Genomic DNA, 20,716 nt, shown 5'->3' with positions numbered 1-20,716 from the left:
CCACCGTGATGCCGCTCCCAATCACAGTGGTGAGCGGGCGTTGGTGAAAAAGGCCCTAAAAGTGAGCGAGCGTTGGTCAAGGAAAACCCTCGCTCTGATATACCGCCTCAAACGCCGACGCTCGCTCAGATATACCGCCTCAAGCGCGAACGCTCGCTCACAAGAGTGAGCGAGCGTCGGCGAAAAAGGCCCTAAAGGTGAGCGAGGGTTAGACGGTGCGGACGACGTCCTCGTACGCGAACTTCGGCTTGGCTTCGCCGAAGGCGTCCGGACCCGGATGGCCGATGTTGACCACGAGGAAGCTCTTCTGGTCCCCGGCCGGGAAGAACTCGGCGTCGATCGCAGCGAAGTCGGCGCCCGTCATGGGGCCGGCGGCGAAGCCGAGGGAGCGGACGGCGAGGATGAAGTAGCCGGCCTGCAGGTGGGCGTTGTTGTTGCCCGTGGTTGCGGTGAACTCGGGGTTGGCGTCGTACATGGCCTTCGGGGCGGAGTAGACGGGGAGGAACTTGTCCCACTGCTCGTGCCAGGCGGTGTCGTAGGAAAGCACGGCGACCAGCGGAGCGGAGGCCGTCTTGGCCTTGTTGCCCGGAGAGAGGGTCTCGACGAGCTTGGCGCGGGCCTCGTCCGAACGGACGTAGGTGACGCGCAGCGGCTGGGAGTTGAAAGCCGTCGGGCCGAACTTGGTCAGTTCGTAGATGGCCTGTGCCTGTTCCTCGGAGACCTCGCCGGCAAAGGAGTTGGCGGTGCGGGCTTCGGCAAAGATGGCGTCTACTGCTGTGGCGTCAATCACTGCTTCTTCGTGGGCGATCGTCATTCGCGTACCTTTCGCTGTGCCCGCAGCCATGGACGGCCGGGCGCTTATGCTTTCCATGGTTGCAACTTCAACTTCGCCGCGCCTCTTCCCGTGAAGGCACGTGACGTTCCACACAGCGGAATCGGCAGGCCGTCCGGGCGGTAAGGTTGCACCCGGACAATCACAACTTTCAGGGAAGGCTCCCGTAGATGAGCATGCTCGGAACCAAATGGAAGCTGCACGGCAACGGCAAGACGATCCGGCCGGGACACGTGGTGGCACCCGAGGAGCGGCTGGCGTGGCCGTTGACCATCGGCGTCGGCATGCAGCACGTCGTCGCAATGTTCGGAGCCACCTTCCTGGTGCCCATCATCACGGGCATGCCACCGGCCACCACACTGCTCTTTTCCGGCATCGGCACGCTATTGTTCCTGGTCATCACGAAGGGCCGCGTACCCAGCTACCTTGGTTCGAGCTTTGCCTTCATCGCCCCCATCCTGGCGTCCCAGCAGCAGTTCGGCGTTCCCGGCGCGCTGGGCGGCGTGGTGCTTGCCGGCGTCGTACTGGCGCTTGTCGGCGCGGTGGTGCAGAAGTTCGGCGCTGAGTGGATCAACCGGACCATGCCTCCTATTGTCACGGGCGCAATCGTCGCCCTGATCGGCCTGAACTTGGCGCCAGCCGCAAAGGCGAACTTCGACAAGGCCCCGGTCACCGCCCTCGTGACGCTGGTGACGATCATCCTGGTGAGCGTCCTCTTCCGCGGCATTCTGGGCCGTCTGAGCATCCTCGTGGGCGTGGTGGTGGGCTACCTCACCGCCATGACGCGCGGCGAGGTGGACTACTCCAAGATGGACGCGGCGTCGTGGATCGGCCTGCCGCACTTCCAGACTCCCGAGTTCCACCTCGGCGTCGTGGGCTTGTTCGTGCCGGTTGTCCTGGTGCTCGTGGCCGAGAACGTGGGGCACGTGAAGTCCGTGGCGGCGATGACCGGGCGCAACCTCGACGACGTCTCCGGCCGCGCGTTGATGGCCGACGGCGTCGCGACTGTCCTCGCCGGATTCGGCGGCGGCTCCGGCACCACGACGTATGCCGAGAACATCGGCGTCATGGCAGCCACGAAGGTCTACTCGACGGCGGCCTACTGGGTTGCCGGTGCCTTTGCCATCCTGCTGAGCTTCTCGCCCAAGTTCGGCGAACTGATTGCCACCGTTCCCGCTGGCGTGCTGGGCGGTGCCGCGACGATGCTCTACGGCATGATCGGCGTCCTGGGCGTGAAGATCTGGGTGCAGAACAAGGTCAACTTCTCGAACCCCATCAACCTGACCACGGCCGCGGTTGCTTTGATTATCGGGATCGCGGATTACACGTGGACCATCGGCGAACTCAAGTTCACGGGCATCGCACTGGGCTCGGCCGCTGCCTTGGTGGTCTACCACGGCATGAAGGGTCTCGCCCGTTGGCGCGGGACGGTTGCCGAGCCGGAGATGGAACACTAGCCTCTCGAGTTTGTGTACGGATCGTGTCCCCTAAGCGCACGTTTAGAGGACACGATCTGTACAGACTCCATTGCCGGCTATGAGAGGCGCGTGCGGACAATCTCGCTGAGCGCCTTGCCGTCGAAGCGGCCGCCGACCTTTTCGGTGACCGGCTTCATGACATAACCCATGTGCATAAGGGACAACTCCACGCCGTCGGCCTTGAGCGAGGCGATGACCTCGTCAACGATGGACTCAACTTCCCCTACGGCCAGTGGTTCCGGCAGGTAGGCCTCGATTACCTCGGCGTCCGCGATCTCCGTGGCTGCGCGCTCGGACTCTCCGGCCTCCTCGTAAAGGCGGGCGACCTCGTGATACTGCGAAGCCTCCTTCTGCAACATGGTGGTGATCTGGGCGTCGTCCAGGTGGATCGGCGTCTGGCCGGCTTTCTCACGGGTGTCAATCTCGCTGAGAACGTTGCGCGTGGCGTTCAGGGCGATGCGGTTGCCATCCTTCATGTGGCTGACGACGTCTGCGTGCAGCCGCTCTTTCAAGGTGGACATGGTGTGCTCCTCGATTCGATGGTGCCGCGCTGGCCGGCTGCCAGCCCGGCGGGCGGTGACGGCGTCCCGGGCGGGGTCGTCGCATCGTAGGTGCATGGCAGAGGTCAGAGCCATGCTTTGTACGTTAATTATCTGCCCGACGACGCCGCGCAGCCCCGCAATCAAACTCTGAGCATGCCCCCTCTTGGCGCTCACGAGTGGACATATTCGCAATATGTCCACTCCTCGCATCCAACGGGGGGCATGTCCCTTGGTGGACGGGGCTACACCCCTTCCAGAACTTGGCTCGTAGCCCATGCCAGGTACTTGGCGGCATTCGCTATGGCGTCCGCTGCATCGGGCACGCCATCCCGACGCTGCGCGACGTCGAGCAGCTGCGCCGCGGCCACCACGCCGTGGCCGGCTAGTTCCTCTGGGGTCACCAGGATCCTGCCGGCCACCACAATCACCGGAATGCCTTGACCGTGCGCCGAATCCGCGAGAGCGATGGGTGCTTTGCCTGTCAGCGACTGCGAGTCCATGGATCCTTCGCCGGTGATCACCAGGTCCGCGCCGTCGAGCTGCTCGGGCAGCCCCGTCAGTCCCGCCACAAGTGCAAACCCGCCTTCCAGCGTCGCCTGGGTGAAGGCCAAGAACGACGCCGGGAATCCGCCGGCCGCTCCGGCGCCGGGAACGTTGACATCCTGTCCGCCCGCTTCACGCAGCAGGGACGCCCAGTTGCGCAGGCCGGCGTCGAGCAGTTCCACCGCGTCCTGGTCCGCGCCCTTCTGCGGGCCGAAAACATGCGCGGCACCGTCGCTGCCAAAGAGGGGATTCTGGACGTCGACGGCGATCCGGAACCTCACCGCGGTCAGCCTCGGATCGAGACCGGAGACGTCGAGGGACACAACGTCGGCGAGCGAGCCACCGCCGAGCGGAACCACGTTTCCGGCCGCATCCAGGGGCTTGAGTCCGAGAGCACGCAGCGCGCCGCTGCCGCCGTCGGACATCGCGGAACCGCCTACGCCAAGCACAATCTCGGTGGCTCCGGCCTCGAGGGCCGCGGCGATGAGCTGGCCGCAACCGTAGCTGTGGGCGCGCAGGGCGTTTTCCGGCGTCGGCTCCATGTGTGCCAGTCCGGACGCCTGCGCAGTTTCGATCACCGCAGTGGCTCCGCCGAAGGCATTTTGCCGGATGGCCCACGCGGCGCCCACCGGCTTGAGAATGGGGCCGACGACGGCATTGATCCGCTCTTCGTAGCCTGCCGCCACGGCTGCCTCCAGCGTTCCTTCGCCACCGTCGGCGATGGGAAACTGCGTCACCACGGCATCCGGATAGACGCGCAGTGCCCCTTCGGCCATCGCCGAAGCCGCTTCTGCTGCGGTGAGGGAACCTTTGAACTTGTCCGGGGCAATCAGGATGCGCATGCTCCCATCCTGCCAGCGGGGCTAAGCTTTTCGCAGATTCGTGTGCGGAGATGTCGAAAACGGCCCACACCGTTCGTATAGAGGGTGAGACGCGGGCAAGGTGCCGGCGCCACATCCGAAGGAGGAACAGTCATGTCACGCTATCTTCTCAGCATCTACCAGCCCGACGGCCCCGCACCGGAGCCCGAAGTCCTCAACAAAATCATGGCCGATCTTGACGTCCTGAACCAGGAAATGCGCGACGCCGGCGCCTGGGTTTTCACAGGCGGCCTGCACCCGGCCAGCACCTCCACGGTGGTTCGTGTGAACGACGGCGAAGTACTCACCACGGACGGCCCCTTCGCCGAGGCCAAGGAACACGTGGGCGGTCTGTGGGTGATCGAAGCCCCGGACCTGGACGTGGCACTTGGCTGGGGACGCAAAGCCGCCCAAGCCACCACGCTGCCTATCGAGGTCCGGCCGTTCGCGGGCTACCGGGAATAGTTTCCCCATGGTCCATATTTCTGAGATCGGACAAATATTCCGCGAAGAGTATGGACGCTCCGTGGCTGTCCTGGTCCGCGTTTTGGGCAGCATCGATGCCGCCGAGGACGCGGTCCAGGATGCCTTCACCGAGGCCGTTGCCCGCTGGCCTGGCGCCGGGCTGCCGCCAAGCCCCGCCGGCTGGATCATCACGACCGCCCGCAACCGCGCCATCGACCGGCTCCGCCGCGAGGCCTCCGGCAGGGAGAAACTCGCCCAGGCTGCCCTCCTGCACGACGATGAACCCCGCGATGAAAGCAGCGATGAACCCGAAGGAATCGAGGTGGACACTGTGGAAGACGACCAGCTCCGGCTGATCTTTACGTGCTGCCACCCCGCACTCAACCGGGCCGCGCAAGTCGCCCTGACGCTCAAGCTCCTGGGCGGGCTCAGCACCGCCGAAATCGCCCACGCTTTCCTCGTCCCCGAGCCAACCATGGCACAACGCCTGGTGCGGGCAAAAGGAAAGATCCGCGACGCCCATATCCCCTACCGGGTACCGAGCGGGGCCGAGCTGCCGGAGAGGTTGAAGTCGGTGCTCGCCATGGTCTACCTAGTCTTCAACGAGGGCTACGCGGCAAGTTCAGGGGCTGGGCTGGTACGCGAAGACCTCTGCCGCGAGGCCTTGCGCCTTGGCCGACTCATCATGGAACTCATGCCTGATGAGCCCGAAGCCATAGGACTCCTGGCCCTCATGCTTCTGCTTAATGCCCGCCGCGCAGCCCGGACAAGTTCCGACGGCGGCTTGGTGCTCCTCGCGGACCAGGACCGCAGCCTCTGGGACCCCGATTTAATAGCCGAAGGGCAGTTGTTGGTGCGGCAATGCCTGAAGAGGAACCAGCCCGGACCGTGCCAACTGCAAGCCGCCATCAACGCGGTGCACAGCGATGCCGCACAACCCGCGGACACGGACTGGGGCCAAATCCTCACGCTCTACGAGCAACTGCTGGCCATGGAGCCGACGCCTGTGGTCGCCTTGAACAGGGCCGTTGCCCTGGCGGAGGTGGAAGGACCCGCCGCGGGGCTTGCCGCCGTCGACGTGCTTGAACTGGGAAACTACTACCTGTTCCACGCCGTCCGGGCGGATCTGCTCCGACGCCTGGGCCGCAACAAAGAAGCGGTCGCCGCCTACCAGGCAGCGCGGGAGCGCACCAATAACGACGCCGAGCGCGACTTCCTGGCGGCGCGCGCCCGTGCGCTCACCACCACTGGCCCCGGCGCCGCAGCACCGACTTCAGACGATCCGCACGGTCGGTGACCAGGCCGTCGACGCCCATGTCCAGCAGCCTGGCCATCTCGGCGGAATCGTTGACCGTCCAGACGTGAACCTGCAGCCCAAGCCGATGCGCGCGCCGCAGGAAACCGGGCGTCACTACCGTCAGGGGTCCGTAGCGGACCGGCACCTGGAGGGCATCGACGTCGTGCAGGATCTTCCGCAGCCAGCGCTCCGGAAGAAGCGGTCCCAAAAGAGTAAAGGCGGCGTTGCAGGCGATTCCAGCTGAAGACGCCGTGCGGCGGCGGAGCAGCCGCAGGACCGTCCGACGACGTCGATCGGAGAAGCTCGCGATCAGCACCCGGTCGTGGGCATTGAGTTGGTCGATGACTGCGGCGAGGGGTTTTACGGTGTGCCAATCCTTGACGTCGACGTTCAGCCGCGCCTCGGGGAATTCCGTCAGGACATCTGCCAAGCGGGGAATTGCTTCGCGGCCGCCAATCCAGGCCTTGGCAATCTCGGCAGCGCTAAGACTGGAGATGGGACCGTGGGAGTCTGTGACGCGGTCCAAGGTGTCGTCGTGGAAAAGGAGCACCACGCCGTCGGCGGTGGTGCGGGCATCGGTTTCAAGGTGCGTGAAGCCAAGCTCAAGCGCGGCCGTGAATGCCGCGCCCGAGTTCTCAAGGCCGTCCGGTGAAAATCCGCGGTGCGCGAAGGCAAGCGGAGCTGATAGTCCGTCCGGGCGGCTGAAGAAGGGCAAATGCGGGCTCACACGGGTAGCGTAACCCGGCTGTGCCTCCCGCGAGCCGTCAGGATTCCTGCGGAACGATCTCCACGCCGTCGCCGCAGTGCACCAGCGTACGGCCGCGTCCGCCGTCGAGGTTTACCCAGACCACGCTGTGGTCGCTCGACACGGCGTCCACCTGGCCCGGGTTCTCAAACCCCGGCGCAAGCTTGACGCTCACGCGGTCTCCGCGGCGCAACTGCTTCCAATGTTCGGCCGGCACTGCGCGGCGAACGGGGGCCTCGGGCCACCCCGTCGTCTTTCTCTTGGCCATCATGTCCCCTGTGATCGGCATCGAATACGACAAGAGACTACGGGGAGTAGTTGAACGGCAGTTGGACTGAAGCTGTGTAATGGGTGAGCGCTCCCAACTGACTAGCAATTGTTGTCGTTTAGAGGCCTGAAACGACATTAACTGCTAGTCAGTTGGGAGCCCCCGGCCGGAAAGTGGGCCTTAGATGATGGCGGCGCGGAGTTGCTTCGCGGCCAGCGCGGGGTCGTCTGCGCCGTAGATGGAACCACCGACGACGGCGACATCCGCTCCGGCGCGCTGGACGGCTCCGATGGTGGACAGGTTCACGCCACCAGCCACGGAGAACGGCACGCGGGCTTCCTCCCCGGCGCTCAGCAGGACATCCAGGTTGTAGCCCGGCTTTGCCTGCTCGTCCAAGCCGGCGTGGAACTCGATGAACTTGGCACCGAGGGCGCGGGCTTCCTTGGCACGGCTTACTTTGTCCGCCACGCCAATCAGATCCACCACGATGCCCTTGTTGTGGGCCTTGGCTGCCTTGACTGCACCGGCGATGGTGGAGTCATCTGCGCCGCCAAGCACGGAGACGAGGTCCGCGCCGGCTTTGAAGGCGATGTCGGCTTCGAGTTCACCGGCATCCATGGTCTTGAGGTCGGCGAACACGATCTTGTCCGGGTGGGCTTCCTTGATGGCGGTCACGGCGGACAGGCCTTCGCTTTTCACGAGCGGGGTGCCGAGTTCGATGATGTCCACGTATTCGGCGACCTTGCCGGCGATCTCGAGGGCGGCTTCGGTGGTGAGGACGTCGATGGCGACTTGCAGCTTCATGGGGGATCTCTTTCCGTGGTTTGTTGTGGTGTCGGTGGGGGAAATCAGGGTCTATTCGAGGTTGGCGTGGCGGAGCCAGAGTTCCTCGGCCGGGGTTGCGTCGTTGTCCCACAGGGTCTGGAACACTGCTTCGGCAGCGAGGAAGAGCACCTGCTCGAACAGGCTGCCGGAGTATTGGCGGGACAGTGTGGATCCGTGGTCTGTCTTTTGTGCCGCAGGAATGATGACGACGACGTCGGCCAGTTCCGCGAGCGGGGACGTTGCGTTCGTGGTGTACACGGCGATCCTGGCGCCGGCTTTCGAGGCCGTCTCGGCAGCTCGCACGACGCCGGAGGTCGTCCCGGAGCCCGACGCGAGCAGGAGGAGGTCACCCGAGCGGATGGCCGGCGTCGTGGTGTCCCCCGCGATGTGCACATCGAATCCGAGGTGCATCAGACGCATCGCAGCCATGCGTAGGACAAGGCCGCTGCGGCCGGCTCCTGCAACAAAGATCCGGCCGGTAGCCGAGTTCCCAGCGGTCTGGACTTCCGTGGCGAGGCGGGACAGCTGCCCCAGGTCCACTTCAGCGGCCGTTTCCGCGATCTCGCTGCCCACGAGGGCCAGGCTCATGTCGATGTCCTGCGCGCCTCGAGCCGGGACGCGATCTTGCTCCGAAGCGGCGTGGAACGTCTCTGCGGTGGTGGTCATGCGGTACCTCCTGCTCAGGTGAATGCTCCGTTTGAATCAATCGTTCAGGATTGAACGGATAGGCGTAACGCTGAGCTTGGGCAGTCTTAGCTATCCGTATGGGTAGTAGGCGCGAGACGAGAGGCGCTACAGTGGCGGGATGACTTCAAGCACGTGGACGCTCCTGGAGGCGGTCGCTGAGCTGGCCAACGCACCGCTCACGAGCATCGCCGAGCGGCTCCGTGAAGCAACACTTCCGTACGTGGGTAGCAGCGCGCTGGTCATCTTCACTGAGGATTGCACCGGCCGACCCCAGAAGAAGGCCGGGGCAGAGGGGATCATCAGCCGCGTCTCCATTCCTGACCTGGATCAATTGCGGGCCCGGGTCACGGAAGGTGAGGCGTGGCAGGGAGAGGCGACGATCGCGGGAGGCCAGCGGCCAGTTCTAGCACTCACGTCGGAGACCAAAGCATTGCTGACCCTGACTGAGCCGGTCCTGCCCGAGAAACCCTTGGAGCGTGAGTCGGCGCTGCGGATGCTTGGCTACCTATGGCAACTGACGGCGCGGCGCATCCAGGAGAAGGTTGCGGACGCGCCGCCCTCGTACCTCTTGGAATCGCGGGCGGCGTCCGCCGAGCGGCTCCGCGTCACTGCCGAACTCGTGGACAGGCATTCGACCACGCTGGAGACGATGTTGGCGGCGCTACGCTCAAGCTCCCTCGACGACGCCGCGGCCCGCAAGGCCGTCACGGACCTGGCCGCGACCTCGCTCGTCAATCTGCGGACCTTGAGCGACCGCACATCGGATCTTGTGGAAGAGCCCGTGGCCACCGCGTTTGAAAGGCTACGGGAGGACCTGCGGCCACTCATGCACTTCAGCGGGCTCGACGTCCAGTTCATCGAGCCGCCGGCCAACGGCCGCGCCTTGCCCGGCGAAGTCGCGCACGCTGCCCGCGCGGTCGTGCGGGGTCTGGTACTGGCCATCGTGGAGCAGCCCGCCGTGAGGCGTGTCCGGGTGCAGTGGGACTGCGACGGCGTGAACCTCCTGATCAATGTGCGCGACGACGGCCTGGGCGAACTGACGGCTGATTCGCCCAACATCTCCCGACTCAACAACAGGGTGGCAGCGCTGGACGGCCGCATGAACATCGAGGTCATGGCCGGCTGGGGAGCGGACGTGCAGGTGGTCCTGCCCCTGGACCCGCCATCAGCCCCAGTGGGCGATATCGGTGGATGGGGCCTGGCAGAGCGCGAAATGGAAGTTCTTCAACTGTTGGCTGCCGGCCAGCGCAACCGACCTATCTCGGCCAAGCTCCACATCAGCGAGAACACGGTTAAATTCCATGTCAGGAATATCTTCAGGAAACTCGGAGTGGGCTCACGAACAGAGGCCATTGCCCTGGCGCACAGCCACGGGCTACGGGCGCCGAACTAACGGCCGGTGCTCGGCGGGCCGGTACAGGGCGGCCAGATACGGGGCTGACTATACCCGGAGGGAAGCGAGCTTTGCTTCGAGGATCTGGGCCACGCCGTCGTCGTCGAAATGGGGGGCTTGCTGGCCTGCAGCGCTGATCGCCTCAGGATGGCCGCTCGCCATTGCGTAACCGTCGCCCGCCCAGCGCAGCATCTCCACATCATTGGGCATGTCACCGAAAGCCACCACTTCAGCGGCCTCGATGCCCCGGGATGCCGCATATTCGGCGAGTGTGACGGCTTTGTTGATACCGGGCGCCGACATTTCCAGGAGCGCGGTCCGCGGCGCCGAGTGGGTGGTTTCCACGAGATGCGCGACCGCGGGCTGGACCTTTGCCAGGAAATCATCCGGAGTGCCACTCCGTGTGACGGCAAGGAACTTCACGACGGCGTCGTCCGCGGAGAGTGTTTCGTCCAACCATTCGGGGGTGAACTCGGCCAGGAGCTCACTGGTCTCGTTTTCGATGAACCCGGGCTCGAGATGGAATCCCGTGAGTGTTTCGGCCGCGAACAGTGCGTTGGGCCGGAGCTGCTTGATGATCCGGCGGGCCTCGAGCACAGACTCGATGCTCAAGGCATTGGCCGATATCAGCTTGTCCGCCTCAAGGTCCCACACCACGGCCCCGTTCGAACAGATAACGATGCCGCTGTGGCCGATCTGCTCGCGGAGGGGGTAGAGCCAGCGCGGCGGCCGCCCTGTCACGAACACCACCTCGATGCCCGCGTCGCGGCAGGCATGGAATGCGCGGATGGTGCGGCTGCTGATCTTGCCGTCATGGCCGAGGATGGTGCCGTCAATGTCACTTGCTACGAGCCGCATTATGTCAGTCTACGTGGGACGGTCGACGGCGAGTTTGCCCCAAAGCTAACGCCGCTCGAAGTGGCCCGTGATGACGGCCCGGCCCAGCGTGTGGGCTGCCAGCTTGCGGGCGAGCGCTTCCGTGGAGGCGCGTGCGTCGAGACCCAGTGGTTCGACGTCGACGGCGTGCACCGCCACGATGTAGCGGTGCGGGCCATGCCCAGGTGGAGGCGCGGCGCCCAGATAACCGGGGAACCCGGCGTCGTTCTTAAGTTGAACCGCGCCGGCCGGCAAGTGTGAACTGCCCTGAACGCCGGCGCCTGCCGGCAAGGAGTTCGTCCTGGCGGGGATGTTGACCACGGCCCAGTGCCAGTAGCCGCCCGCCCTGGGGGCGTCGGGGTCGAAGACGGTGACGACGTAACCCTTGGCGCCCTCAGGGGCTCCGCTCCAGCTCAGTTCCGGGGATTCGTCCTTGCCGCCCGCCACGCCGAAGCGCTTGCTGGTCTGCGCGCTGCTGATTACGTCACCATCTTTGAGCGACTTGCTGGTGACATCGAAGGATGGGACCTGTGGAAGGTCGGCGTAGCTCATGACTGCCTTTCCACGCCTGCCCCCGACTCCGGTACGCCCAAGGCGTTGAGTTCGGCCCGTGTGGGCGGGTTCGCGCCGGGCCTGGAAACCGTGATTGCCGCGGCGCGCGCCGCATGGTTGAGGATCCCTTCAAGCACTTCGGCGGGCATGGCGTGCAGCTCTTCCCGGTTTTGGGCCCCTGCCAGTCCGCGGTCAACGATCCCCGAGAGCAGCGCGGCCATGAAGGAATCGCCCGCACCCACGGTATCCGCGACCTCTATCTTTGGGGCGTCCACCTGGGCCTCGCCCGCGGCCGTGACACCCCAAGGGCCGTCTGCGCCTCGCGTGACGACCACGACGGCAGGTCCACCACTGCCGCCGAGGCGGAGCCAGCGCCGGGCAGATTCCAAGACGTCGACGCCGGGGTAGAGCCACTCGAGGTCCTCGTCGGATGCCTTGACCACGTCTGCAAGCGCCACGAAACGCTCCACTTGGGCCCGCGCATAGTCGCGATCCTTGATGATGCTGGGCCGGCAGTTGGGATCGAAGCTGACGGTCGCGTTCGGATGGGCATGCTCGACGGCGGCAAGGACTTCCGCTGCACCCGGCTCCAACATGGTGGCAATGGAGCCCGTGTGCAGGAGCGATGTCCCTTGAAGCATGAAGGGGAGGCGCGCGGCGATGCCGGGAAGCTCCCAGGCGAGGTCGAAGGTGTAGCTGGCAGCGCCGTCGTCGTCGATCAGGGCGGTGGCCACGCTGGTGGGACTATCGTCGGGCGGCAGCGGAACCATGACGGAGCTGGAGCGAAGATGGGCCGCGATCGATTCCCCGTAAGCGTCTTTGCCGAAGCGGCCAATGAACTGGACTGCGTGGTCCAGCCTGGCCAGGCCCACGGCGACGTTGAGCGGACTTCCGCCCACGTGGGCGTCGACTCCCGAGGAACGCTGGACGACATCAACCAGCGCTTCACCTATGACTGTCAGCATGGGACAACTCTGCCACGCGGATGTGGTGCGCGTCTCGCGATGACAGCCGGTGACTTTGTCGCAAACCGTCACACCAGCAGCCGCTGCACCAACTCCCGGCACTTCTTGTACGCAACGGCCCTGGGGTCGATCAGGTCGAAATGGTCGCCGGGCACTTTGAGGAACTGGGCCGCGCCCCCGGAAGCCGTGGCTGCGGCAACATAAGCCTCGGACTGGCTGCACGGGACATCCTCGTCCGATGCGGCGTGGACCGCGAAGACCGGAACGGCGATAGGCAGCGACCTCATGGGGTCGGCATAGATATGCCGTTTGGGGTATCTCACCGAGTCGCCACCCATGAGGTTGTCGACGGCGCCGTTACTCAGGTTGAGCCGCTCGGCGTCGGCAAGGTTCAGCAGACCGGATTGACTCACGACGCCGGTCAGCCGCACTGCCGCGCCGTTGTCATGCCGATGGAGCTGCCGGTCGGCGTCCGGGGCGCCGATCTTGGAGAGCTTTTCCCGCCCGGCTGCCCAGACCGCGAGATGGCCGCCTGCGGAGTGTCCCAGCGCCACCACTTTATTCAGATTGAGTTCATGCTTGCCGGCGATCTCGCCCAGATGGTCGATCCCGTCGAGGACATCTTCGAAGGTATGCGGCCAGCCGCCACCGTTTCCTGCCCTCCGGTATTCAAGGTTCCAGGCGGCTATTCCATGCGCAGCGAGGTCCCTGGCAATCGGCTCACCGAGTTCCGCGCCGTACTGGGAGCGCCAATAGCCTCCGTGGATCACCACTACCACTCCGTCGGGTCGAGTGCGGTGTGGCTGCAGCGAATCTGGTACGAACAGCTCGCCCCATTGGCTGGAGTGCTGACCGTAGTAGTACTTGTGCCGCTTCATCGTGTCCTCCTTTGTGCCGAGCCTATCGCGGAGGAGCGCCTCGGAGGGGGAGCAATGGTCTGAGGGTCAACGCGGAGCCTTCCTGAAGCCACTGCCCGAGCGTACCCTCAGGGGTGAAGCGCTACCCTCGCTTCATTCCCGTATTTTTCGGGAACGCTTCTTTACCCGGAGGTGATTTCAATGATCCGTCGTATCTCCGCGTCGGTTCTTGTGGCGTTGATTTTGAGCGTGCTGGCTGTGGCTTCGCCGGCTTCGGCGGCAAACCCGCCTGGAACTGGAAAGCCCAATCAGTCCTGTCAATCGCTCGAACCGAACACGCCCGGCAACGCCGCCAATAGCCTAGGCTCGCCCTTCAACGAGCCGGGCATCAACAGCATCAACGGCGGCGTGGGAGGACAGCATTACTCCCCCACTTCCCAATACGACGTCGCCTGCTTCCAGGTGTCGCACCGGTAACGCCAGCGGGTCCGGCTCCGCTTCACTGTCGTCCCTCCACCGTAAGCTGGAGGCATGGCTAGCAATTGGGACAGCTTGGATCCTCGGCTGCGCGAATCAGTACAGGCGAACGTGGAGCTTTACGAACGCGTCCGTCCTGCCCTGAAACTCGTCACCCGCGAGGTCCTGTTAACCCTGCGGGACATGCTCAAGAACAGTGAGTCCGTGCCCCTCTTCGTCACGGGACGCACCAAGACGGTCGAATCTTTCCGGGAGAAGATTTCCCGCACCGAGGTGCCCCTGGAGGGGGGGCCACGGGTGCTGAAGTTCCCGGACCCGTTCCGGACCCTGAACGACATGGTGGGGCTGCGCGTCATCACCAAGCTTCCGGCCGAGAACGCCGCGGTTGCCAACTTGATCAAGCGCCAACGCCAGCTTTTCGATTGCCGCGGCGACCTTGAGAAGGACATCGGCTCCATCGAGTCCGGCACCTACGGATATTCGAGCCGACACCTTATCCTCCGTACCATCCAGAACGAGTCCGTGAAGGCGTACCAGCAGGTCTTCAATCCGGACATTCCGCCGAACGGCAGCTACTTCTTCGAATGTCAGATCCGTACGGTCTTTGCGCACGCCTGGAGCGAAATAGAACACGACATCCGCTTCAAGGCCGAGGATCCGCGCGCTTGGACGCCGCATTTCGACCGCCAGTTCACCGCGACAGCGGCAATGCTGGAAACCGTCGAGAGCGCCTTCGCCGACCTCCACGAACGCTACGAGGAAGTCCGCGGCTATTGGGATCTCGATGGTGAAGGTTCCACGCCCCTCACGCCCAACCGTGTGCGGGACGTTTGGCGGACGCTGCTTCCGCATGTTGACCGTAAAGTTGATGACGACTGGGGTTGGGCTGCGGAGCTTCTTGCGGCCCACGGACTGAACAAGACCGTGGAACTCGCCGGGCTCCTCAGCGCCAACCGGATCACCGAGGTCCGCAAAGCCCTGGACCACCGTTACTCCCCCGGACCGGACCGCCTCCTGGATGACCTCCTGCTGTGGCAGTACGGCACTGAACACATCGACCTCACCGCTGAGGCGCCCGACGTCGTCCCCCACCCCCGGAGGGATAGCCTCCAGCGGCGTCTCAAGCAGATTGAGCGGTACCGCCTGACCAACAGCTAAGGACCCATGACACCCGAGCAGCTCCAGTCCCTCCGTTTCACCCTGCGCTCGCCCCGCAGGCTCAAGACGGAAGCATTGGCCGCCGTGGTGGTGGCGCTTGCGCTCATTCCAGAGGCCATAGCGTTCTCCGTGATCGCCGGCGTGGATCCTCGAATCGGGCTCTTCGCGTCGTTCACCATGGGAGTCACCACCGCGATCGTGGGTGGCCGTCCGGCCATGATTTCCGCGGCCACCGGCGCCGTAGCACTCGTCATTGCCCCGGTCATGAAGGATCACGGGCTCAACTACTTGATTGCCACGGTCATCCTGGCCGGGGTCTTCCAAATCGTCCTGGCGGTCCTGGGTGTCACTCGGCTCATGCGCTTCATTCCTCGTTCGGTGATGATCGGATTCGTGAATGCCTTGGCCATTCTGGTGTTCATGGCCCAGTTGCCCGAGCTGATCGGCGTTCCCTGGATGGTCTACCCGATTGTGGCCGTGGGGTTGCTGATCGTCTTCGGTTTGCCCAGAATCACGACGGCGGTGCCCGCGCCATTGGTGGCGGTCGTCGCCCTCACCATCGTCTCGGCGCTGGCCGGCATCCGCGTCCCCACTGTGCATGACAAGGGCGAACTCCCCAACAGTCTTCCCGGCTTCTTCCTGCCCAACGTGCCTTTGACCTGGGAAACCTTCCAGACGATTGCCCCGTTCGCCTTGTCCATGGCGCTCGTGGGCCTCCTGGAGTCCCTCCTGACGGCCAAGCTCGTGGATGACGTCACGGATACCCGCTCCAACAAGACCCGGGTCTCATGGGGCCAGGGGATTGCCAACATCGTCACCGGTTTCCTGGGTGGCTTGGGCGGCTGCGCCGTGATTGGCCAGACCATGATCAACGTGAAGGGTTCGGGTGCCCGCAGCCGGCTGTCGACGTTCTTGGCCGGCGCGTTCCTGCTGGTGCTGGTGGTAGTCCTCGGGGACGTAGTGGGCATGATTCCCATGGCCGCTTTGGTGGCCGTGATGATCTTCGTTTCCCTCATCACCTTTGACTGGCATTCGATCCGGCCGGCAACGCTCAAACGACTCCCGAAGTCCGAGACCGGCGTCATGCTCGTGACCGTGGCTGTGGTGGTGGCGACGCACAACCTGGCCATCGGAGTTGGGGCCGGCGTGCTCACGGCCATGGTGCTGTTTGCCCGCCGAGTGGCCCACTTCGCCACGGTCGAGCGGAGCGAACTCGAGCTCAACGGCCGGACCGTGGCGAGCTACGCGGTGGATGGCGAGTTGTTCTTCGCTTCCTCCAACGACCTCTACACACAGTTCGACTACGCGAAGGATTCCTCGGAGGGAATCGACCACGTGGTCATCGACCTGCACGCTTCGCACATTTGGGATGCCTCCACGGTTGCCGTACTCGATTCCGTTACCGAGAAATACCGCAAGCACGGCCGGGAGGTGGAGCTGATTGGCCTCAACGCGGCGAGCATCCGGATGCGCGAACGGCTGGCAGGCAAACTCAACGCAAACTAACGTCCCCGGGAAACGACGGTCATCTGACATATTCGCCCGATCCGGGTCACGGATTGGGCGCATGTCCGATCGCGATGCCACGATAGACAGATGCTTGAGGCAACAACCAACCCCGTCGAAGCCCCCGTCCTGAATCCGGCACTGGCCGCTGAAGCCAAAATCGCCAGGATCGCGGTCACGGTCTTTCCCCTCCTCGTAGTACTTGCCGGAGTGGCCGGTTTCCTGCTTCCTGATGCCTTCAAGCCGCTGGCGCCAAGCGTGCCATTCCTGCTGGGCATCATCATGTTCTGCATGGGCCTCACCCTGACGCCTCCGGATTTCGCCTCGGTGGCCAAGCGCCCTTGGGCCGTAGTTTTGGGCATCGTGGCCCACTACGTCATCATGCCGGGTGCCGGTTGGCTGATCGCCGTCGCGCTCAACCTGGAACCCCAGCTGGCCGTGGGCCTGATCCTGGTGGGCTGTGCTCCGTCAGGCACGGCCTCCAACGTGATGGCTTTCCTGGCCAAGGGCGACGTTGCCCTGTCCGTGGCCGTCGCCTCGGTTTCCACACTCATTGCCCCGATCGTGACCCCTCTGTTGGTGTTCTTCCTCGCGGGATCATTCCTGAACATCGATGCCGGCTCCATGGTCCTGGACATCCTCAAGACAGTCCTCCTCCCGGTCATCGGGGGCCTGGCGGCTCGCCTCTTCCTCAAGAAGCTCGTCGGCAAGGTACTGCCGGCACTCCCCTGGGCATCCGCCGTCGTGATCTCAGTGATCGTCGCCGTGGTGGTGGCGGGCAGCGCCAGCAAGATCGTTGCCGCGGGCGGCATCGTGTTCCTCGCCGTGGTGCTCCACAATGGCTTCGGCCTTGGCCTCGGGTATCTGGCGGGCAAGCTGGGCCGCCTCGATGACAAGGCACGCCGGGCCCTTGCCTTCGAGGTAGGCATGCAGAATTCCGGTCTTGCCGCCACTCTCGCGACCGCGCACTTCACGCCGCTGGCAGCGTTGCCGTCGGCCGTGTTCTCGCTGTGGCACAACGTTTCCGGCGCCATCGTCGCTGCCTGGCTGGCCCGGAAGCCGCTCACGGAGAACTGACGGCTACGGAGTCTTGAACTCCCAAGGCGCGGCCTTGATGGTTCCCGCGCCAATGGTTCGGCCGGCGAGTCGATCCAGAAGCAGGGTGATGGCGCCTTCGAGGGCTTCCGGTTCCGGAGTCCCACCCGCGGATCCAGGTGCCAGGACATCGAATCCGGCAGGCTGCATGGTGTCGGAAATGATGACTTGAGCTACTCCGCGCCGGGCCAGCTCGCCCACCGTGAGGTCAAGAAGGGTCCCGGGCGGAAGAGCCCCGATGATGGCGCCGTCGGCACCGCCGGAGAGCATGAACCGCCGCCACCCTTCGCCGATGAGGATCACGGGCAGGTAGCCGTGCTGGGGCAAAATGCGTGCAGCGGCAGTTGCCAAGGCCCGGTCCCACGGCCATTCCAGGTCGCCGATGGCAATCGCCACGAGGTCGGTCTTGCCGCGGCGCATTCCGCGGGCCGCCTGGTTCGGTACGTAACCCAGTTCCTTGGCCGCGGCCTGGACCCGCTCTTGTGTTGCTTCGCTGATGCGGGTGGTGCCACCGAGGCGCCCCGACAAGACATAGGACACGGTGGTGAGGGAAACGCCTGCGCTCTTGGCGACGTCCCGGATGGTCGGCTTCGCTCCAAGTCCCATCGCCTACCGCTTTCCTTTCTTGCGGGAGCCCTTGCCCCGGCCCTTGTCGGGGTTCGGCGCATAGCGCTGAGCCACCGCCGGCTTTTTGGCGCCGGTGCCGCGCCGGTCCGGCTTGGGTGCCTTCTTGGGCTTCTCCTGCTGCGCCGAAGGCTGCCGCGAGCTCTGCGCGGTCCGGCCACGGACAATGCCAATGAATTCCTCGATGACCTCGCTCGTGGAGTCGCTCGGCCAGGCAAGGGCGATCTGCGTACCTTCGGCCCCGGTCAGGCGCCGCGCCACCGTGTCCTTGACGCTGAAATGCCGGGCCACGGACATCGGCAGGATCACGAGACCGGCACCCGAGGCCACCACTTGCATGGCCATCTCCGGCCCGCCCACACCGGCGACATCCAGGAAGTTCTCTTCCACGAGGTCCTCCAGCGCCATCTCTTCGAACACTGAGATTTCGTGACCCTTCGGGGCCACCACCACTGGCTGCTCTTCGTAGAGCGGAATGACGTGGAGTCCATCGCGATCCACGGGCAAGCGCACAAAGCTGAGATCCGCGGAACCATCGCGCAGAACCTCCAGCTGCGCACCGTCGTCGGACATGAACGAGTGCAGCGGAACATCGGGCATGCGCTCTTCCCAGCGCCGGATCCATTTCCCGGGCGTCACGCCGGCAACGTAAGCGAAAGTCAGCCCCTCGGGAGCGCTTGTTTCAGCTTCGGAGGCGTCGGGGGCACCGACGGCGGGCAGGGATTCTTGATCGGATGGCACCAGTTCACAGTACCGCGCGGGCGGTAGCCAACGCAGCGCCGGTCCAGGCTACGCCGCGTACACCTGGACCGCCGTGGCCTTGACCACGAAGTAGATGCGCGAGCCGGGTCCGAGTCCCAGCTCGGCGGAGGCTGAGGGCGTAATGTCCGCTGCCAAATCGCCGGCCCGGACCCTGATGTGGTCCCCGTGCGGTTCTAGATCCGTGATTGCAACCGGGAACGAGTTGCGCGGGCTACCGTGGGCGGCGTCCAGAAAGATGGAAACGGCCGACGGCGGGAAGGCCGCGACGCCGGGCTGGCCCGGTTCCGCTTCGTCATCGAGGTGTCCCGCGACGTGCAGTCCGGGAAGCTCGTCGGTGGCGAAGGTCCTGAGTCCGTCCTCCGTGACGGTGCCCGCCATGAGGTTCACCCCGGCCAGGCCGGCTGCGAACTGGCTACGCGGACGCCGGAACACCTCACGGGTGGCGCCTTCTTCCACAATCCTGCCCTTTTCCATGACGATTACGCGGTCCGCGAGCATGAGGGCATCCAGGACGTCGTGGGTGATGATCAGGGCGCGACGTCCGGACAGAACGCGTTTGAGGAGCCGACGCAAGTGCGGAGCGGCGTGGATGTCCAGCGCGGACATCGGCTCGTCGAGGAGCAGCAACTCGGGACTGGCCGCCAGCGCGCGGGCCACTGCAACACGCTGGGCTTGTCCACCGGACAACTGCCCGGGCTTCCGCCCGGCAAACTCCATGACGTCGACTTCGGCAAGCCAGTGCCGCGCAGTCTCGCGTGATTCCGCCCGGGAGGCGCCCGCGCTGCGCGGGCCGAAAGCCACGTTGTCGAGGACGCTCAGGTGCGGGAAAAGCAACGGTTCCTGGGCCAACAGCGCCGTACCGCGAAGGTGCGGAGGGGTCCATACCCGGCTGCCGCCGTCGAGATTGAAGAGAACCTGGTCCCCCAGTCGGGCGGAGCCGGCGTCCGGCCGCAAGAGCCCCGCCGCAACGGAAAGAAGCGTTGACTTTCCGGCACCGTTGGGTCCGAGGATCGCCACGGTCTCCGCCTGTCCGAGGCTCAAGGACACGTCGAGGTTGCGGGCGCGGACGGTGGCGTCGATGTGGAAACTCATGCGGCTGCTTCCGCGGGAATGTCCGCGCGGTGCGGACGCCGGTAAGACAGCCCGACGACGATCACGGCCACGGCGACGAGCACGAGTGAAAGGGCGACGGCAGCGTCCGCGTCGGTCTCGCGCTGGAGGTAGATTTCCAGCGGCAGGGTCCGAGTAACACCTTGCAAGCTCCCTGCGAAAGTCAGCGTGGCCCCGAACTCGCCCAGGCTGCGGGCAAAGGAAAGCACCGCACCGGACGCGAGTCCCGGGAGGACCATAGGTACGGTCACGCGCCGCAGGATGGTGGTGGGGCGGGCGCCGAGCGTCGCGGCAACAGCTTCGTAGCGGTTGCCGGCCGTCCTCAAGGCACCTTCGAGGCTGACCACCAAGAACGGCAGGGCGACGAACGTCTGGGCCAGGACCACCGCCGTCGTCGAAAAGGCGATCTGGATGCCCGCGAGCTCAAGGCTCTTCCCCAGAAGCCCCTGCCGCCCGAACGTGTAGAGCAGCGCGATGCCGCCCACCACCGGCGGCAACACCAGGGGCAGGAGGACGAAGGCGCGGAGTAGCCGCTGCCCTCGGAAGGGCCGGCGGGCAAGGACAAGCGCCAAGGGGATGCCCAGGACAACGCAGAGCGCGGTACTCGCGGCAGAGGTACGGAGGCTGAGCCCCAACGCTGTAATCGAGGACTCGGAGGTCACCAGCGGGATGAATTGCGCCCAATTGACCTTTGCGACCATGGCAGCCAGCGGTAGCAGGACGAACAAACCGCCCAGTACCGCAAGGCCATAGACCCACCGTGGAATCCCGCTGAAGTTCATCAACGCCTGCGGTACGC

At 65.0% G+C, this 20,716-nt stretch carries 23 protein-coding genes; 8 read left to right on the top strand and 15 right to left on the bottom strand.

What is annotated here, in order from left to right; translation table 11 throughout:
* Positions 1-208 precede the first annotated feature (208 nt).
* Positions 209-814, bottom strand: coding sequence for a malonic semialdehyde reductase (locus AC4CS3_RS06615; protein ID WP_490782727.1), 606 nt, complete (start codon positions 812-814; stop codon positions 209-211).
* 188 nt (positions 815-1,002) lie between these two features.
* On the opposite strand from AC4CS3_RS06615, the gene AC4CS3_RS06610 reads away from it, so the two are divergent.
* The gene (locus AC4CS3_RS06610; RefSeq protein WP_490782726.1) at positions 1,003-2,289 is read left to right on the top strand and encodes a uracil-xanthine permease family protein; all 1,287 of its coding nucleotides are present in this window, start codon (positions 1,003-1,005) and stop codon (positions 2,287-2,289) included.
* Between the two features lie 77 nt (positions 2,290-2,366).
* Here the strand turns inward: AC4CS3_RS06610 and AC4CS3_RS06605 are convergent, their stop codons facing one another.
* Complete coding sequence (locus tag AC4CS3_RS06605; protein ID WP_490782725.1) at positions 2,367-2,831, bottom strand: GatB/YqeY domain-containing protein; 465 nt, start codon at positions 2,829-2,831, stop codon at positions 2,367-2,369.
* Positions 2,832-3,094: 263 nt separating this feature from the next.
* Complete coding sequence (locus AC4CS3_RS06600; protein ID WP_490782724.1) at positions 3,095-4,237, bottom strand: glycerate kinase; 1,143 nt, start codon at positions 4,235-4,237, stop codon at positions 3,095-3,097.
* Positions 4,238-4,369: 132 nt separating this feature from the next.
* Between AC4CS3_RS06600 and AC4CS3_RS06595 the strand changes: the two genes are divergently transcribed.
* On the top strand, positions 4,370-4,720 hold the full coding sequence (locus AC4CS3_RS06595) for a YciI family protein (protein ID WP_234753028.1): 351 nt from the start codon (positions 4,370-4,372) through the stop codon (positions 4,718-4,720).
* 7 nt (positions 4,721-4,727) lie between these two features.
* On the top strand, positions 4,728-6,017 hold the full coding sequence (locus AC4CS3_RS06590; RefSeq protein ID WP_490782723.1) for an RNA polymerase sigma factor: 1,290 nt from the start codon (positions 4,728-4,730) through the stop codon (positions 6,015-6,017).
* On the opposite strand, the gene AC4CS3_RS06585 is transcribed toward AC4CS3_RS06590, so the two are convergent.
* The 4 genes from AC4CS3_RS06585 to hxlB form a co-directional block, all read right to left on the bottom strand.
* Positions 5,959-6,744 carry a glycerophosphodiester phosphodiesterase family protein gene (locus AC4CS3_RS06585; RefSeq protein ID WP_490782722.1) on the bottom strand — a complete coding sequence of 262 codons (786 nt, stop codon included), beginning with the start codon at positions 6,742-6,744 and terminating at the stop codon, positions 5,959-5,961. The genes AC4CS3_RS06590 and AC4CS3_RS06585 overlap by 59 nt on opposite strands.
* Before the next feature lie 37 nt (positions 6,745-6,781).
* Positions 6,782-7,030: a hypothetical protein gene (locus tag AC4CS3_RS06580; protein ID WP_078107057.1), complete on the bottom strand. Its 249-nt coding sequence runs from the start codon at positions 7,028-7,030 to the stop codon at positions 6,782-6,784.
* Positions 7,031-7,210: 180 nt separating this feature from the next.
* Positions 7,211-7,834, bottom strand: coding sequence for a 3-hexulose-6-phosphate synthase (gene hxlA / locus AC4CS3_RS06575; protein ID WP_078107016.1), 624 nt, complete (start codon positions 7,832-7,834; stop codon positions 7,211-7,213).
* Positions 7,835-7,885: 51 nt separating this feature from the next.
* Positions 7,886-8,521 carry a 6-phospho-3-hexuloisomerase gene (hxlB, locus tag AC4CS3_RS06570; protein ID WP_490782721.1) on the bottom strand — a complete coding sequence of 212 codons (636 nt, stop codon included), beginning with the start codon at positions 8,519-8,521 and terminating at the stop codon, positions 7,886-7,888.
* Positions 8,522-8,660: 139 nt separating this feature from the next.
* Here hxlB and AC4CS3_RS06565 point away from each other — a divergent pair, with 139 nt between their 5' ends.
* Positions 8,661-9,935, top strand: coding sequence for a LuxR C-terminal-related transcriptional regulator (locus AC4CS3_RS06565; protein ID WP_490782720.1), 1,275 nt, complete (start codon positions 8,661-8,663; stop codon positions 9,933-9,935).
* 48 nt (positions 9,936-9,983) lie between these two features.
* Here AC4CS3_RS06565 and AC4CS3_RS06560 read toward each other — a convergent pair whose 3' ends face one another.
* From AC4CS3_RS06560 to AC4CS3_RS06545, 4 genes are all read right to left on the bottom strand, one after another.
* Complete coding sequence (locus AC4CS3_RS06560) at positions 9,984-10,793, bottom strand: HAD family hydrolase (protein ID WP_490782719.1); 810 nt, start codon at positions 10,791-10,793, stop codon at positions 9,984-9,986.
* Positions 10,794-10,838: 45 nt separating this feature from the next.
* Entirely contained in the window at positions 10,839-11,363 is a 525-nt protein-coding gene (locus AC4CS3_RS06555) for a YbhB/YbcL family Raf kinase inhibitor-like protein (protein WP_490782718.1), read from the bottom strand.
* A complete protein-coding gene (locus tag AC4CS3_RS06550) occupies positions 11,360-12,328 on the bottom strand; it encodes a carbohydrate kinase family protein (protein ID WP_490782717.1) in 969 nt (322 codons plus the stop codon). The genes AC4CS3_RS06555 and AC4CS3_RS06550 overlap by 4 nt, the downstream gene beginning before the upstream one ends.
* A 68-nt stretch (positions 12,329-12,396) precedes the next feature.
* Positions 12,397-13,206 (bottom strand): alpha/beta hydrolase, encoded by an 810-nt coding sequence (locus AC4CS3_RS06545; protein ID WP_284982821.1) that lies wholly within the window; start codon positions 13,204-13,206, stop codon positions 12,397-12,399.
* Positions 13,207-13,386: 180 nt separating this feature from the next.
* Here AC4CS3_RS06545 and AC4CS3_RS06540 point away from each other — a divergent pair, with 180 nt between their 5' ends.
* From AC4CS3_RS06540 to AC4CS3_RS06525, 4 genes are all read left to right on the top strand, one after another.
* On the top strand, positions 13,387-13,662 hold the full coding sequence (locus AC4CS3_RS06540; protein WP_490782716.1) for a hypothetical protein: 276 nt from the start codon (positions 13,387-13,389) through the stop codon (positions 13,660-13,662).
* A gap of 54 nt (positions 13,663-13,716) precedes the next feature.
* Positions 13,717-14,820 (top strand): GTP pyrophosphokinase, encoded by a 1,104-nt coding sequence (locus tag AC4CS3_RS06535; RefSeq protein WP_490782715.1) that lies wholly within the window; start codon positions 13,717-13,719, stop codon positions 14,818-14,820.
* 6 nt (positions 14,821-14,826) lie between these two features.
* On the top strand, positions 14,827-16,326 hold the full coding sequence (locus AC4CS3_RS06530; protein WP_490782714.1) for a SulP family inorganic anion transporter: 1,500 nt from the start codon (positions 14,827-14,829) through the stop codon (positions 16,324-16,326).
* A 90-nt stretch (positions 16,327-16,416) separates the two neighbouring features.
* A complete protein-coding gene (locus AC4CS3_RS06525) occupies positions 16,417-17,403 on the top strand; it encodes a bile acid:sodium symporter family protein (protein WP_490782713.1) in 987 nt (328 codons plus the stop codon).
* Positions 17,404-17,406: 3 nt separating this feature from the next.
* Here AC4CS3_RS06525 and AC4CS3_RS06520 read toward each other — a convergent pair whose 3' ends face one another.
* The 4 genes from AC4CS3_RS06520 to AC4CS3_RS06505 form a co-directional block, all read right to left on the bottom strand.
* Positions 17,407-18,027 carry a LacI family DNA-binding transcriptional regulator gene (locus AC4CS3_RS06520; protein WP_437771998.1) on the bottom strand — a complete coding sequence of 207 codons (621 nt, stop codon included), beginning with the start codon at positions 18,025-18,027 and terminating at the stop codon, positions 17,407-17,409.
* A 3-nt stretch (positions 18,028-18,030) separates the two neighbouring features.
* On the bottom strand, positions 18,031-18,765 hold the full coding sequence (locus AC4CS3_RS06515; protein WP_490782763.1) for a LysR family transcriptional regulator substrate-binding protein: 735 nt from the start codon (positions 18,763-18,765) through the stop codon (positions 18,031-18,033).
* A 69-nt stretch (positions 18,766-18,834) separates the two neighbouring features.
* Positions 18,835-19,899, bottom strand: a complete 1,065-nt coding sequence (locus AC4CS3_RS06510) for a sulfate/molybdate ABC transporter ATP-binding protein (protein WP_490782712.1) — start codon at positions 19,897-19,899, stop codon at positions 18,835-18,837.
* The gene (locus tag AC4CS3_RS06505) at positions 19,896-20,699 is read right to left on the bottom strand and encodes an ABC transporter permease (protein WP_490782711.1); all 804 of its coding nucleotides are present in this window, start codon (positions 20,697-20,699) and stop codon (positions 19,896-19,898) included. The genes AC4CS3_RS06510 and AC4CS3_RS06505 overlap by 4 nt, the downstream gene beginning before the upstream one ends.
* Between the last annotated feature and the right edge of the window lie 17 nt (positions 20,700-20,716).

The organism is Arthrobacter sp. SE2 (assembly GCF_058244265.1).
The sequence above is the reverse complement of the archived record's forward strand: the minus strand, read 5'-3'. Positions and strand labels throughout refer to the sequence as shown.